12 protein-coding genes are annotated in these 13,356 nt (G+C 70.8%); 6 read left to right on the forward strand and 6 right to left on the reverse strand.

Translation table 11 applies throughout. The features are described 5' to 3' along the window. Positions 1–49: 49 nt before the first annotated feature. Complete coding sequence (locus OG714_RS53900; RefSeq protein WP_406117675.1) at positions 50–1,297, reverse strand: DUF6236 family protein; 1,248 nt, start codon at positions 1,295–1,297, stop codon at positions 50–52. 257 nt (positions 1,298–1,554) lie between these two features. Here OG714_RS53900 and OG714_RS53905 point away from each other — a divergent pair, with 257 nt between their 5' ends. Beyond that, positions 1,555–4,038 (forward strand): Helicase associated domain protein, encoded by a 2,484-nt coding sequence (locus tag OG714_RS53905; protein ID WP_406117674.1) that lies wholly within the window; start codon positions 1,555–1,557, stop codon positions 4,036–4,038. 465 nt (positions 4,039–4,503) lie between these two features. On the opposite strand, the gene OG714_RS53910 is transcribed toward OG714_RS53905, so the two are convergent. From OG714_RS53910 to OG714_RS53920, 3 genes are all read right to left on the reverse strand, one after another. Further along, positions 4,504–4,707: a hypothetical protein gene (locus OG714_RS53910; RefSeq protein ID WP_406117672.1), complete on the reverse strand. Its 204-nt coding sequence runs from the start codon at positions 4,705–4,707 to the stop codon at positions 4,504–4,506. 597 nt (positions 4,708–5,304) lie between these two features. Further along, positions 5,305–6,684, reverse strand: coding sequence for a hypothetical protein (locus OG714_RS53915; RefSeq protein ID WP_406117671.1), 1,380 nt, complete (start codon positions 6,682–6,684; stop codon positions 5,305–5,307). Next, positions 6,681–7,271, reverse strand: coding sequence for an RNA polymerase sigma factor (locus OG714_RS53920; protein WP_406117669.1), 591 nt, complete (start codon positions 7,269–7,271; stop codon positions 6,681–6,683). The genes OG714_RS53915 and OG714_RS53920 overlap by 4 nt, the downstream gene beginning before the upstream one ends. Positions 7,272–7,882: 611 nt before the next feature. Here OG714_RS53920 and OG714_RS53925 point away from each other — a divergent pair. The 5 genes from OG714_RS53925 to OG714_RS53945 all read left to right on the forward strand — a co-directional run bounded on the left by OG714_RS53925 (position 7,883) and on the right by OG714_RS53945 (position 10,503). Continuing rightward, the gene (locus tag OG714_RS53925; RefSeq protein ID WP_406117667.1) at positions 7,883–8,293 is read left to right on the forward strand and encodes a hypothetical protein; all 411 of its coding nucleotides are present in this window, start codon (positions 7,883–7,885) and stop codon (positions 8,291–8,293) included. Beyond that, positions 8,290–8,760 carry a GntR family transcriptional regulator gene (locus OG714_RS53930; RefSeq protein ID WP_406117665.1) on the forward strand — a complete coding sequence of 157 codons (471 nt, stop codon included), beginning with the start codon at positions 8,290–8,292 and terminating at the stop codon, positions 8,758–8,760. The genes OG714_RS53925 and OG714_RS53930 overlap by 4 nt, the downstream gene beginning before the upstream one ends. 120 nt (positions 8,761–8,880) lie before the next feature. Continuing rightward, positions 8,881–9,186, forward strand: coding sequence for a transposase family protein (locus OG714_RS53935; RefSeq protein ID WP_406131668.1), 306 nt, complete (start codon positions 8,881–8,883; stop codon positions 9,184–9,186). Next, entirely contained in the window at positions 9,168–9,320 is a 153-nt protein-coding gene (locus OG714_RS53940) for a hypothetical protein (RefSeq protein WP_352113987.1), read from the forward strand. Before OG714_RS53935 ends, OG714_RS53940 begins: the two co-directional genes overlap by 19 nt. Positions 9,321–9,885: 565 nt before the next feature. Then, positions 9,886–10,503: a hypothetical protein gene (locus OG714_RS53945; protein WP_406117664.1), complete on the forward strand. Its 618-nt coding sequence runs from the start codon at positions 9,886–9,888 to the stop codon at positions 10,501–10,503. A gap of 352 nt (positions 10,504–10,855) precedes the next feature. Here the strand turns inward: OG714_RS53945 and OG714_RS53950 are convergent, their stop codons facing one another. Then, complete coding sequence (locus OG714_RS53950; RefSeq protein WP_406117662.1) at positions 10,856–11,158, reverse strand: DUF6300 family protein; 303 nt, start codon at positions 11,156–11,158, stop codon at positions 10,856–10,858. 481 nt (positions 11,159–11,639) lie between these two features. After that, positions 11,640–13,232, reverse strand: a complete 1,593-nt coding sequence (locus tag OG714_RS53955; protein WP_406117661.1) for a hypothetical protein — start codon at positions 13,230–13,232, stop codon at positions 11,640–11,642. Positions 13,233–13,356 lie beyond the last annotated feature (124 nt).

The raw sequence follows: 13,356 nt of genomic DNA on the forward strand, positions 1-13,356 counted from the left end.
GTGCCGGCACCGAGTGCACAAGGGGAGCCTGCTCGCTGCGTTGGGCAGGTCAGGCGCGCTGGGTGATCTGCCGCAGGAGGGACTGCGGTTTCAGGCCGCGTTGCACCGACAGCAGATAGGCGGCGGGGTTCCCGGACTTGAGGCCTTGCACCTGCTGTTTGTGCGTGTGGCGGACGTTCATGAAGCCGAGCGCCGCTCCGGCTGCCGCACCTGCCACGGGATGGTCGAGGAAGCCGCCTGCAGCCGTACCGGCCAGGCTCATCAGGGCGGGTACATCGAACTTCACGTTGGCCAGGCCGTACACCGTACCCATGCCCTGTGCCTTCATCGCTTTCCGCAAGGCCTGCAAGGGACGATCGAATCGGTCCTCGACCGCGAGCCGCACATCGCGCACGCGCGCCTCCTGCAACGTCACCCCGCTCAGCTCCTGCCGCAGTTCCTCCACGGTCTGCGTCACGACGGCGTTGAACGCGGCGAACTCCTCGCGGTGCTCCTGGCGCAGCTTGACGATCTTCTCGACCGGTATGTTGTCCATTCCGGCCGGCACAGCCAGACGGATGGCCAGCAGTCCCACCGCATCGGTGAGGTCGTCCGGCCGAGCGGCCGCTGCCACGCCCGGAGCGTCGAGCAGGCTCTGGGCAATGCGGTCCACATCCCAGCCGTCCGACGCCAGATGCGCATCCGGCTGGTCCGTCGTGGGCGTGTAACGGCCCTGGCGCGCGAGGACTTCGACAAACGCACACTTGTAGACCCAGGTGAGTCTGGCGTCCATCGCCATCCAGCGCCCGTACACGAGGGACTGCCGCTCTTGCAGTCCGGGCGTCCGCCGCACATCGGCTGCCAGCCCGCACTCCATGAGCACCTCGCGCAGCTCGGGGGTGAACTCTTCCTCGTAGGAGGCAGCAACGCCCGCACGCGCGGACACCCTGCCGTGGGTGTGCCTCGCTGCGCGTCCCCATGTGAGCGGCGGTGCCGGATTGAAGGAGTCCCCCGCGCTGTGGCGGCCCCAGGCGCCCCACGCCGGCGACGCTGCGTATCCGGCGGCGCGCAGGGCCCCGCCGTGACGGGCAAGGACACTGAGGAACAGGGGTGCCACCTGCCGGGCTGTCTCCGCCGGATCCACCGGCCTGACGAAGCCGAGCTCCTCACGCAGCACACGGGCGGTCCGTGAATCCGCCAGGGGGTATCCCTGCGGCACGACGCGCGCCAGCTCCCGCCAGTACAGCGCGGCCGTCTTCAGCCACCGCTCATCACGGAAGTGGATGAACGGGTAGTACAGCCCCACCTGCGGCAGCATGCCAACTCCTCACCGACGACCGCCCCCTCGGCAGCCCGCCAGGAAACCGTAGTAGACCCCGCCATCACGAGTCCCCCGGAACCACACGGCCAAGGAGACGTACACGGCTGCCCGTTGGGCCGCGACGGCCTGCCAGGAACCGTGCGCCCCGCCCGATGCCAAAAGACCAGCGGGCGCGGAAGCCGCAGCACTTGCCTGCCCCACCGTCCGGCGCGCTCCGCGGATCCGCACCGCACCCGCCCCCGCGGTACGGGAGGATGAACGCCAACGTCCTGCCCGCCGCCCCGCCGCTCCGCATACCGAGGACCCGCGCGATGACCGCCCAACCCACGCCCGACGGCCGCCCGCCGCGCTTCGTCCTGCGCACGGACCAGCAGGACGGCGTCGACAGCGCGGCCCGCCACCTCAGACGTCCCCGCACCCGCGGCCACGAGGTGTCCGCCTGCGGCACCGGCAAGACCCTCATCGCGCTGCGCACGGCGGAGGCGCTCGGGATCGGTCACCTGGGGGTGGCGGCGCCGAGCCTGGACCTGGTTGCCCAGTGGGCCGCGGCCGCCCGCGCCGACCACCGCGACGAGCCGATGATCACCGTCTCCTCGATGAACGCCGCCTCCCACCCGCTGCTGGCCGACGCCGACGTCGCCTCCACCAACTCGGGGGAGTACCTGGCCTACTGGCTGGGCCGCCACCCCCGGGCGACGGTGTTCTTCACCTTCGACTCCCTGGACAAGGTCGCAGAGGCCCAGCACTCCGCGGTGTTCGCCCCGCCCGTGTTCGGGCTGCTGGTCGTGGACGAGGCCCACGCCACCGCGGGCACCTGGACCAAGAACTGGACCGCGCTGCACGACGACGAGCGCATCCCCGCCGAGCGCCGCCTCTACCTCACCGCCACCCCCTACGTGTGGGAGGCCCCCCGCCTGGCCGAGGCGCCCACCAGCAGGGCGCAGCCCAAGCGCACCCCCTCCACCGCGCCCGGCTGGGACGATCCGTCCCTGCTGGCGACGATGGACCAGCCGAGGGTCTTCGGCCCCCGTCTGCACACCTACTCCCACGCCGACGCCATCGACGACGGCGTCCTGGCCGACTACCAGCTCGTCGTGCCCACTGTCACCGACACCGACCTGCGCACCGCCCTCACCGACCCGGACGCCGGGCCCACCGCACGCCGCACCACCGCCCTGCACCTGGCCATCCTCAAGGCCATGCGCGAGCAGAACCTCAAGCATGTGTTCGTCTACTTCCAGCAGATCGCCGACGCCGCAGACTTCGCCCGCCAGTTCGCCCACACCCTGCGCACCCTCCCCGACGACCTGCGCCCCGGCTGGGCCGGCCAGCTGAGCGTGCAGTCCATCGACGGCACCCACAGCCCCCACCGGCGCGCCGCCATCCTCACCCGCTTCGCCGACGCCGAACGCGGCGTGCTGGCCAACGCCAAGGTCCTGGGCGAAGGCGTCGACCTGCCGGCCGTCGACGGCATCGTCTTCGCCGACCGCACCGCCAGCGTCCGCCGCATCGTCCAGGCCCTGGGCCGCGCCCTGCGCAAACCCCCCACCCTCACGACCAAGACGGCCTCCCTCGTCGTCCCCGCCTACATCCCGCCCGGCGCCGACCCCACCGACCTCCTCGGCACCCCCTACGAAGCCCTCTGGCTGGTCACCGCAGCCCTGCGCCACCACGACCAGACCATCGCCGCCCGCGCCCCCCGCGCCAAGAACACCCACCCCGCCCGCGACTCCCACACCTACATCACCCGCCGTTTCCGCTTCGACCACACCCTCGACCCCACCGCGATCGCCCGCGCCCTGGACCTGCTGGTGTGGCCCTCCGACGGCGCCGTCCTGTCCGCCCCGCGCCGCGCGGGCCTCGCGGCCGCGGTCCGCTACCACGCCGAGCGCGGCCACCTGCGCGTGAGCGCCGACTACGAGGACGCCTACGGCTACCGGCTGGGGGCCTTCGTCACCGGCCAGCGCACCGCCCACCGCGCGGGCGCCCTCGATCCGGCGTGGACCGCCGAACTCGAGGCGCTCGGCATGGTCTGGGACGAGCACGAGGCCCTCTGGCAGGGGCACATGGCCACCGTCGAGGCCTTCCTCGCCGAACACGGCCACCTCGCCGTCCCCGCCCAGGCGCCCGGCGGCCAGTTCCTCGCCGACCAGCGCACCGCCGCCCGCAACGGCCGCCTCACCCCCGCCCGCGCCGCCGAACTCACCGCCCTCGACCCCGGCTGGATGCTCCCGCACGGCCCCGACTGGCACCGCAAGTACCACGTGATCCGCCGCCACCTCGAAGCCGGCCACCACCCCGCCACCCTCACCCGCGACACGGTCATCGGCACCGTCAAGGCGGGCAGCTGGCTGCACCGCCAGTTCACCACCTGGACCCAGCTCGCCCCCGGACAGCGCGACCTGCTCACCTCGACCGGCCTCACCCCCGACCAGGCCTCCCCCAGCGCCGGCGCCCCGAAGCGGCGCACCTTCGCCCAGACCGCGCAGATCCTCAGCCTGTTCGTCGACCGCTGGGGACGCACCCCCGGCGCCCGCGAGTGGATCGAGGTCGACGGCGAACGCGTCATGATCGGTCCCTGGCTCGCCAAGACCCGCACGAAGAGGAACGCCGGAACACTGCCGCCCCAGCAGGCGGAGCTGCTGTCCGGGATCCTCCAGGAGGACTGGAGCACACCCGAGACGGAGCCGGCCGCCGTCCCCGGCCCGGCATCCGCACAGCAGCAGGCACTGCGCTGACCTGCGCCGGGAGCTCACCCGGCAGCCGGCGACCGCGCCAGTTGCACCGCGGAAGATGAATTGGTTTTTCCACTCGACCGGAACAACTTCCCTCCGCAATCACACGGCATGAATTGTGCCGACGTCGGAAGTGAAGTGGTGAACGTGAACTGCACCGACGTCGGAAGTGAAATGGTGAACATGAATTGCAGGCATGCAAAACATTGCCGGTGCGGTAGTTGCTGCCGGATTTGACGAACTGGAAAGTTCCGACGTCCAAAACATTCGTATGTGGAGTGTGATTCCAGTTCGGGACGCGGTAGAATGACTGTGCCCGAAAGTTCGGCGACGCCGAACCTCCGGGCACAGTCTTGGAAAGTTGTTTCCCGGGAATCTCTTGGCCGCGAAACCGTGTGAGATTCCCGGGAAGGTTCCGGGACTGCCGCAGGGCTGGGGTCACCGGCTGGTGACTCCGGCCCTGTCGGCCTACAGCATCCCGATGACCTGCACAATCATGCTGGCCAGTGTGCAGAGCAGGGGCCGCAGCCAGTGCTCCACGATGTAGATGCTGTAGTACGTGGTCGCCACGATGACGTGGAGGGCGAGGAGCCACTTCCACAGGCGGCGGTCACCTTTTCCCGGCACCTTGTCGTCGGAACGCTCGGAAGCCGACTCTTCGATACCGGACATGCCTGGGCCTTTCTTCTAGGGGATATGAGCCTGCTGAGGAAAGAATATCAAGGCGGGCCCCTGTTCCCTTTTCCTGCCGTTGTTGATCATCTTTTCGATCTTGCTTTCCGGTCCTGTCGAGGGTAATTAGTCCGTATTTTCCGGCCGCAATGTTCGAACCTGTTTTCGCCTGTCCCTGATTTCGTGTGACGTGCCTCACTTTCTGTGAGTGCTGGTCCCGGACCGTCGGAGGCTGTCCGACGAGAAGCCAAGAGCCCTCCTCTGCCGGGCGCCCTCACTCCAGATGCCGGGCACACCTCTCCCCGCCCGGTGTCGACGACGGATGCGGCATCGCTGCCCTGGGGCTCCGCCGCACGCGGGCAGGAAGACCGCGCTGTTATGCGTCCGCGGCCCGTGAGAGTCCGCGTCGAGGCGGGGTGCTGCCGCTCAAGCCGTGCTCGGCGGCCTGCCTGTTGCGCCCGCAGCAGTCACCGTTTCCCGAAGCGCCCGACGAACTCACGCCACAAGCCGTTTGCAGCGCTCGCACCCGCCAGTCCGTGTCCGTTCCGGCGGCGGGCGGCGGAGTTCCGGCCGGGGCCGCAGCAGTATGCTCCGCCGTCACGCAGTGCTGTCCGCGCATGCTTCATCCATCGGCGGCCGGTCCTGCACAGTCTGGCCCTGCCATGGTCTGCCCGACCCGGCACTCCGCTCGGCGTCGGTTCCGCCGGGTGCGGGAGCCCACTTTCCTGTTGGTAGCCCGGGAGAGCCAGGAGTCCACAGTCCATGGCCGGCTGGCCCTGTGCTGCCTGTCACCCCAACGGGCAGTCCGTCGGAGGCCATCGGCCGCAGCTTCACCAGTCCCACGTGTTCCTGCGGCGAGAGGTCAGGCGCGGGATCGTCGACCAGTCCGCAGGCTGCCACCACAACGGGCACTCCGGCGGAGAGCATCCGCAGCTTCACCAGTCCGAACTGCTCCTGCCCTACGAGGTCGGGCGCGGGCTCACCGAAGTGCCCTCCGCCCAAGGCCATGGCCGGTGCCGGCTGTCCCATGGGGAGCGGCTTTTGAGGCGACGGCGCCGTCGGCAACGACACGAGGACGGCGCAGCCGAGCGTGATCGGAACCGGGATGCGGTCGTGCCCCGACCGCCAGGGAGCCCCAGGCTTCGGTGCCGGACGTGGCGCATAGGCCTGCGTCCTGCGCAGGTCTGCCTCTTCCGTGGAGAAGACCAACTTCAGCATCTGGACCAGGCCATGACGGAACATCACCTGCCTCGCGGTGCAAAAGAGTTCGGTGGCCTCGAGTGAGAAGTCCGCAGGCAGCCTGATCGCCAACGGCGTGTACCTCTGCAGACGGCCTGCAGGAGGGGTCGGCGATACCTGTTCGCGTGCGGCACGCATGGCGGCCTCGGCCTGCTGCTGCGCCCGGCCGAGGAGTTCGGCCGCTTCCCGGCGGGCCTGCGTGGTGATCCGTTCGGCCGCCGCCCGGGCGGCAGCCTGTTCGGCCGCCCAGGGGTCCGGGCGCACCAGTCGTACCTGCACCGGCGGCCAGTCGCGCCAGGTCGTGGGGGCGGTGATCCGGTTCTGCCCGCAGACCACGGTCGGTGCGGTGTCCGCAGATTCGGCGGGCACCGCCGCGTCCGCGCCGTGCCGGGTCCAGCGTGTGGCCGTGTCCGGAGGCTGTGGGGCGAGGCGGTCTGCGGCCTGGCGTGTCTGCGCCTCGGCAAGGGTGCCGTCCGCGCCGGGGACACGGTGGCGGGCCGCCACCTTCAGCCACTGGAGGGCCTTGGCCCAGTTGCCGCGCTCCAGGTACTCCTGGCCCAGGGCGTACGCCTCGTAGCCCAGGACCGCACCCTCGGCCTCGGCCGCAAGCACGGCGCGCTCGGCCTCGCTCCGGCTCGCCAGCCGCTGCATGACCGCGGCGAATCCCGCCTTCCGGGCCGCGCTCGGTGTGCCGCACTCCTGCGGCACATCACGTCCGTCGCTCTCCACGTGCTTCACCGGCGCACCTCCTTCATCCCTGCGGCGATCTCGTAGCTATCCATCCGCGGCGAACGCCGCAGCAAATCCCGCGCCTTCGTCAAGATCTTCTTCATGTTCTCGTAGCTGACCCCGAGGGTCTCGGCACAGTCCTGTACCGAGAGCTCCGCCACGTAGCGCAGCACCAGCGACTGCCGCTGCTGCTCGGTCAGTTCGGCCAGTGCCCGGTCGAGGTCCAGGCGCAGGTCGACGGCTTCGAATCCGTCCTCGCCCGCCTCGACGTCCATGGCCGCGTGCAGGTCGTCCGCGACGAGGGTCAGGTCCCGGCCCATGCTGCGCAGCCGGTCCAGCAGACGGCAGTTGGCGATCCGGTAGAGGCTTGCCACCGGGTTGGTGTGGCCGGGGTTGTCCGGCCACCAGGCGAAGAACTGCTCGAACACGTGGATCATGAGATCCTCGGCGTCGTTCGCGCCGGCCTTGCGGTACAGGTACCGGCGCAGACGGGCGGCCTCCTGCTCGTAGAACATGACGAGCCGGGCTTCGTCGATCACCGGCCGGCTGTCGCCGGCGCCGCCGGGGACCGCTTCCAGGTGCTCCTCCACGGTCACCGGCGCGGCTCCGTCCCGCCTGTGGCACCGGGGGGCCTTCGGCGGCCCGCCTTCGCCTGGACCGTGACTCGCGAAGGGGCGTACCGGTGGCCGGCATCGCTCTGCGGTCCTTCGGCCCGGAGCACACTCGGCCTGGACACCTCCTCACACACTGCCAACTCCTGCATCGCGGTTACTGCCCCGTTCCTCGTTCTCCGTGCCGTCCACCCTCTTCATCGCGCGGAGGACCCGGACCGGGGAACGGATCTTTCAAGATCTTTTAGTGAGGGGTGCGGAGAGCCCGTCCGGGCCGCGGCCGATGTGCCGCATCCGGCCCTGTGGCGCGCGGCTGTTCCTGCCGGTGTCCGCCGATGCCGCGTCCGCACCGTCAACCGTAGCCGCGCCCACGGCAGTTGGGGGCCGCGACCGCATCGCGGACGGGGCGTCAGGGGTGCCGAGGGACCGGTCACCGGAGCGAGGCCGGCCCGCCGGAACCGGCCGTCGGCCGCCGAGGCATGGCGCCGTCGCGGCTCGGCCTCCCGCCGGTGACGGAACGCGCGGGCCGGCGCCGGGGAAGGGCGGGGCCGCCCCAAGGTCTTGCGATTATCGTAAATCTTTACGATAATCGAAAAATGCTGCTGATTGATGAACTCGCCACCGTGCTCTGCCCGTTGCCCGAGCCGGGGAGTGTGACTCCGCAGGAGGCCTTCCCCGACGCCTGCGAGGAGGCCGAGCGCGAGCGCTCGGAGTACGCCTCCAACCTGGAGGCCGCCGCCCTGGGCCTCGATGCCGATCCCCTGATCCTGGCCCTGGAGGAGGCCCGGGCGCAGAGGGAGGCGGCCGACCGCCGCGTCCGCCTGCTCCTGGCCTACGCCCGGGAGTTCCACCCCTCGGGCCGCTACCCGCTGCGCGAACTCGCCCCGGCCTCCGGCTACAAGCCCTCGGGCGTGACCACCGCCTACGGCGCCGAGCAGATCGAACTGGTCAGCAGCCTGATCCACCGCGCCCCCCGGCGCCCCGCCCCGGGCGCGGACCCGTCGTGAGCAACGCCGCGGCGGCGCCCGGCAGTCCACGCGCACGGGCTGCCCGCAGGACTCCGACACGGCGTCTGCCGCACTCCTCGGACCGGCCTCCCTACCGCCTCCTGGCCGACGACCTGCGGCGCCAGATCCTCGCCGGGCGGCTGGCTCCCGGTGACCAGATCCCGCCCTCCCGCATCCTGGGAGAGGACTACGGCATCGCCGACATGACCGCCCGGTCCGCCGTGCGGATCCTGCGCGACGAAGGCCTCGTCCACACAAGGCCCGGCCGGGGAACCTTCGTCGCCGACCCTCTCCCCGCTCCCACCGGGGCCGCGTCCGAGGCCGCCGCCCGGACGCACATGCCCACGGACGAATACATCGAACTCTCGCGCCGCGTCGACGAGTTCGCCGATGTCCTGGACACCCTGCTGCGCCTCTTCGGCCAGGCTGGCGGCCTCTGTCGGCGGACGGCCGTCCCCAGCGCGTGACAGACCGCGGCCTTCTCGCTGTGCCGTGCCCGGGCCGGCGGTGTCATCCGCGCCGTCGGTCGCCCTGACCTGCACTCACATCGTGAATCTGGTTGCTTGGTGTGGCTGAAGCTCACGTTGATGGGGGTCGAATCGCTCGCTGATGTTCTGTTCGCCGGGTTCGATGTGCGGTTGACGCGCGTCACCAAGGCCGCGGAGGGGCTGGTCGTCGAGGCGGTCGCGTGCGGGCCGCCACCACGTTGTCCGGGGTGCAACTCACAGGCAACGAGGGTGCATTCGTCGTACGAGCGCGGCCTGGCCGGGCTGCCGGTGAACGGGCGGAGGGCGCAAGCCCTTTGTTCGACCCGCCGTAGGTACCCCTGCCTCGCACGTGCCGGTCAGTCCTGGGTGCTTCGTGTCTACCACGCATGCCAGAGCTCACCGTGACGGTGGCGGACCGGAGGGATATCTACGTCGTCAAGGTCGTGGCCGGCGTGGTGCAGTCCGCGGATCCGCTGGGCTTCGAGTCGACCCTGGAGCCGGGCGCGACCTTCAGCCGTAGCGATCTCGGCGGAGAATGAGCCCTTTCTGCAGTAGAGCACCATCGACTGCCAGGAGGTGATCCGGCGCAGCGTCTTCGTTGGAGCAGGGCGACGGCCTTCGCGGGCGGCTTGGGCCAATTCAGCGTGTGTGTAGCGCAGGTCGTACAGGGACATGGACTCCGATGCGCCGTCTCGGACGCGGAGTCGCCAGGGAGTCGTGCGAACAGTCCTGGACATCGAGAGCCTCCGTAGGGCCCTCTGGGCTCTCCAGAGGTACCTACGGCGGGTGCGAAGTGGTCAGCACAACTCAGCCCTCAAATCGGTGAACGATCTACCAGCAGCACAGTAGTCGCGCGGAGGAGTAGGGCCGAGTTTTTTGCTCGCCCCCGCTGTTAGGTCAGGCCACCCCAAGATCCTTCACGGAACTGCGGCCAGAATCTCGAGAACGGCCATCTCCTGCTCCGGGGTCCCCCCAAACCTGCTTGACGGACCTCCCTCAGCGGAAGGCCGCCAGCCGGGCGCGAGGCGCACTTCTGAGGGCGTATTTCGTTTGGCGGGCAGCGTGACCGCCGCATAGGGTCACCGCGTCCCAGGAGGTGAGGCCGTGACCACGTACGGCACGATCTTGATTCCTGTGCCGCTCGGACAGGCGGCCCCTGTCCTGCGCGAGGTCTGCACGGACGGCTACGCGACTCCCGCCGGGCCGCGTTTCTGCCTTGTCCATCCGAACCGGTTCGTCGACGGCAATGGTGTCTTCGCGCTCGCCGGGCCGATCAGTGCGGAGTTGGGCGTCGCGGTGCTGGCGGCCTTCCAGTACGACGGTGACCGACTGGAGTTGGAGGTCTGGCGGGACGGAGATCGTGCCCACCGCTACGACTCCTGGCCGGGCCGGGACGATGGGAGCGCCGACGATGCACCGTTGGGTGCGGATCCTGCTGCGTTCCTGGACTTCGCCACCGGCCCCGTGGACAGCCACCGTTTGGCCTCCGCGCTCGCGAACACCCCGATCGACGCGGAGGACATGGACGTCGACGGCGGGCCGGGGTACGTCTGGGCCCAGGCCCTGCACTGGGACGTGCTGCGTGCGCTCGGTCATCCGGACGAGATGATTCGCCGCGCGCAGTGGGACCACCACCACATGCGCGGCGCGCCGCAGGCGGTCGCGGAGGTGTTGGGCAGCACCGAACTCGTCGTTCTGGGAACGGCCGATCGCCCGGCGTGAAGCCCGCCCCCCCGCCCTCTGGAAGAGTCCTCACGAGGCAGCACGGCACATGACACGGCGTCTGCCGGGGGTTCATCTCGCGCACTCCACGAGCGGGGGACTACCAGTCGGCACGGCGCCCGGCGCTCGCTGGAACTTCCCGCTGTGTTGACCACCGGATCGAGTGGCGCGATGAGCGTACCCGGCCGTTTTCAACATCCTCATCAACGCGGCAGCGAGCCCCCGGGGCCCAACCGCCGGGGGCTCGCGCTGACGTAGTTCCGCGGGGAAGAGAAATACGTTCCGGGGCTTCAACGACGCCGTCCCTGCCGTGGTCACGGCCCGTTCGCACGCCGCCGTGTGTGCGGGCAGCTCAGCCATGGCTGTGGGAGGTCTCGCTCCAGTACCAGCCGTAGGCGGCCATGCCTTCCCTGGTCCACTCGATCATCAGCCGGCTGCCTTCCTCTGCCCGGCTGAGATCGTGGCCGCCGCCTGAGGCGAAGAAGCCGATGACCGCGGAGGCCGCGGGTTTGTCCGCGTCGCAGACCTTGCACAGCTCCAGCCGGATACGCCGGCCGTCGGCGTCGTTCTTGGGCATGTCCGCCACGGTCATGAGTTCGTCGGCGTGGCAGCGTGAGCAGACGGGAAGGGTCCGGGATCGCACAATCTGGTTCATAAGGCGCCCCCTTGTGTAAACCGAGAGCCTCTACCCAAGACCCACCCACACCTCACGTCAACCCCCGTGTACCAGGCGTGACCGGAGCGGCCTGTCTCTCCTCGACCGGGGCTCGGGGCCGCTGACGGATGCGGGCGTCGCGACTGGGCCCGCACCTGCCCGTTCCGGGTGGGTGGGGGAGGAGCGCCCGTTTAGGCACGTCCCAGGACCCGCCGCTCCGGGGGAGGGAACGGCGGGCCCGCTCGGGAGGCCTGACCGTACGTCAGGACAAGACGAAAACGAAAGATGTCGTGCCTATTAATCTGAAAACCGCACAGAGGCGGTCTGGACTTCCTTTTCACCCCTAGTGCCGTCCGGGCACAGCTCCTCCAGGCGCGTCAGCGCCTTGCCGCCGACCCGCTCGTGGCCCTGATCGCCGGCGCCGCGAGATCCTGACTGCGCACCGGCCTGCGCGCGACGCCGGTGAACCGGACCGGCCGTCTCATCCGGCAGGCCGGGCCCCGGGCGGGGGAGTGCTGGGCCGGTAGGAGGCATGGACGTCGGCCACGGTCTGCTGCCAGGCCCTCCGGGCGGCCGGGCCGTCGCCCGGCGTGGCCGGGTGTCTGTAGTGCGGGTGCGGCGTCCCGCTGCCGGTGGTGATCAGGGCGGTGAGCGGCCGGGTGGAACGGGAGCGGGCGGACGCGGACTCAAGGGCCCGGCGCTGCTCCTCCTCGCTCAGCTCGCGCAGCCCCTTGACCTGCGCACACAGCCGGTCCCAGGGGATGGTGGCCTGGAGCCGGGCGGTGTGTTCGAGGACGTCGCGCGCGGCGTCCGCCACCGCGTCGACGCCGGCAGGGGCGGGACGGCGCGGGGCGTCGCGACGGCGCTCCCGCGGGGCCGCGCTCTGCGCGGGTGCCTCCTCCACGACGGCGGTCGGAGCAACGGACACCTCGGCCACGGGCAGTGCGGCCGGCCGGGTGCGTTTCGTCCAGGCGGTGATCTGCCTGCGCTGAACGCGCGTCAGCCAGGGCTCGGCCGCCCGCGCCTGGTCCTGCAGCCGGGTCACCAGGCGTTCCTGCTCGCCGGGACCCAGGTGGCCGCGGCGCCGGTCGAGGACGTCCAGGAGATCGGCGACCGCCTCGGCCGCCCGCCCCGCGGTGCTCTTCCCGCCGCGCTCGGCGCGGACGAGACGACCACGCCCTGGCGGGTCAGGGGGCGGGGCGCTGACGCCCACACCGCGGTCCCGGCGCAGCAGCAGGTCGGCGGCGTCGCGCAGCAGGGCGTTCTCCTCGGCGCTCGCGCCGCCGTGGGCGGCGGCCTCCGCATGGGTGAGGTGATGGCGCAGTTCGCTGGTGGAGTGCTCGCCCTCGACGGCCGTGCGCAGCGCGTCGAACGCGGCCTGGCGGTCGTCCGGCGCCTGGGGCGCTGCCACCGGCCGGACCACGGCGCCGGGCGGGGCCGGTGCGGCGCGGCGCGGGAAGGAGGCGAGGGGGCGGCTGCTGCCGCGCAGGCGGCGGACCTCCTCGACCGCGGGCGTGGACAGCCCCCACGGCCTGAGACGGCATTCGTCCAGGCCGAACCACTCGGTGCGGCCGTGAAGTTGGGTTCCGATCATGACGCGGCGCAGGTGGCTGTCGGTGTCGCAGCGGATGCGCAGCACGTAGCCGTCCAGGACGAGACGGTGCGGATCGTGCGCGACCTGCGGGCCCAGGAGCAGCTGGATACCGTCCTGGGACGCCGGCAGCGCGGCATCCTGGTCCAGCAGGACCCGCAGGCAGCCGTGCTCGGCCGGCTCGAACACCACCTCGGAGCCGGGCGGTTGGTCTTCGGGCAGGCGCGCGGCGGCGGTGATGTCCTGGCCGGCCAGCCACGCGAGGATTTGCTGCTTGATGTAGAGGTGGTCGGCGCCGGAGATACCTACCGACGCCCGGCGGCACACAACGCGCCCAGGGCCCGGGACATGGGCGAAGTGGGCGACACGGTCCGCGTAGGTCTTGATCGTCAGACGCCCTCGGCAGCCGCCCAGCCACTGCCCGCACCAGAACGTGTCCCCGGCGTGGGCCCGCCGGAACAGGTCCGCCTGCCCGGCCTCCATCGGCAACCTTGCCGCCGCAGACCTCGGCCAGGTCACCCGCGCTGTGAAGCGCAAGCTCAAGATGTTGCAGTACCAACCGGAGGTGATTGACGGCTGCCTGGCGGGCACCGGCCTGACCCTGTGG

Source organism: Streptomyces sp. NBC_00989, from assembly GCF_045162655.1.
GTDB lineage: Bacteria > Actinomycetota > Actinomycetes > Streptomycetales > Streptomycetaceae > Streptomyces.

What these genes read in the sequence shown, in the direction of transcription:
- OG714_RS53905 (WP_406117674.1), top strand. Translation starts at nt 1,555, where the DNA reads ATGAACGCCAACGTCCTGCCCGCCGCCCCGCCGCTCCGCATACCGAGG.
- OG714_RS53935 (WP_406131668.1), top strand. Translation starts at nt 8,881, where the DNA reads ATGGGGGTCGAATCGCTCGCTGATGTTCTGTTCGCCGGGTTCGATGTG.
- OG714_RS53955 (WP_406117661.1), bottom strand. Translation starts at nt 13,232, where the DNA reads ATGGAGGCCGGGCAGGCGGACCTGTTCCGGCGGGCCCACGCCGGGGAC.
- OG714_RS53900 (WP_406117675.1), bottom strand. Translation starts at nt 1,297, where the DNA reads ATGCTGCCGCAGGTGGGGCTGTACTACCCGTTCATCCACTTCCGTGAT.
- OG714_RS53940 (WP_352113987.1), top strand. Translation starts at nt 9,168, where the DNA reads ATGCCAGAGCTCACCGTGACGGTGGCGGACCGGAGGGATATCTACGTC.
- OG714_RS53910 (WP_406117672.1), bottom strand. Translation starts at nt 4,707, where the DNA reads ATGTCCGGTATCGAAGAGTCGGCTTCCGAGCGTTCCGACGACAAGGTG.
- OG714_RS53950 (WP_406117662.1), bottom strand. Translation starts at nt 11,158, where the DNA reads ATGAACCAGATTGTGCGATCCCGGACCCTTCCCGTCTGCTCACGCTGC.
- OG714_RS53925 (WP_406117667.1), top strand. Translation starts at nt 7,883, where the DNA reads ATGCTGCTGATTGATGAACTCGCCACCGTGCTCTGCCCGTTGCCCGAG.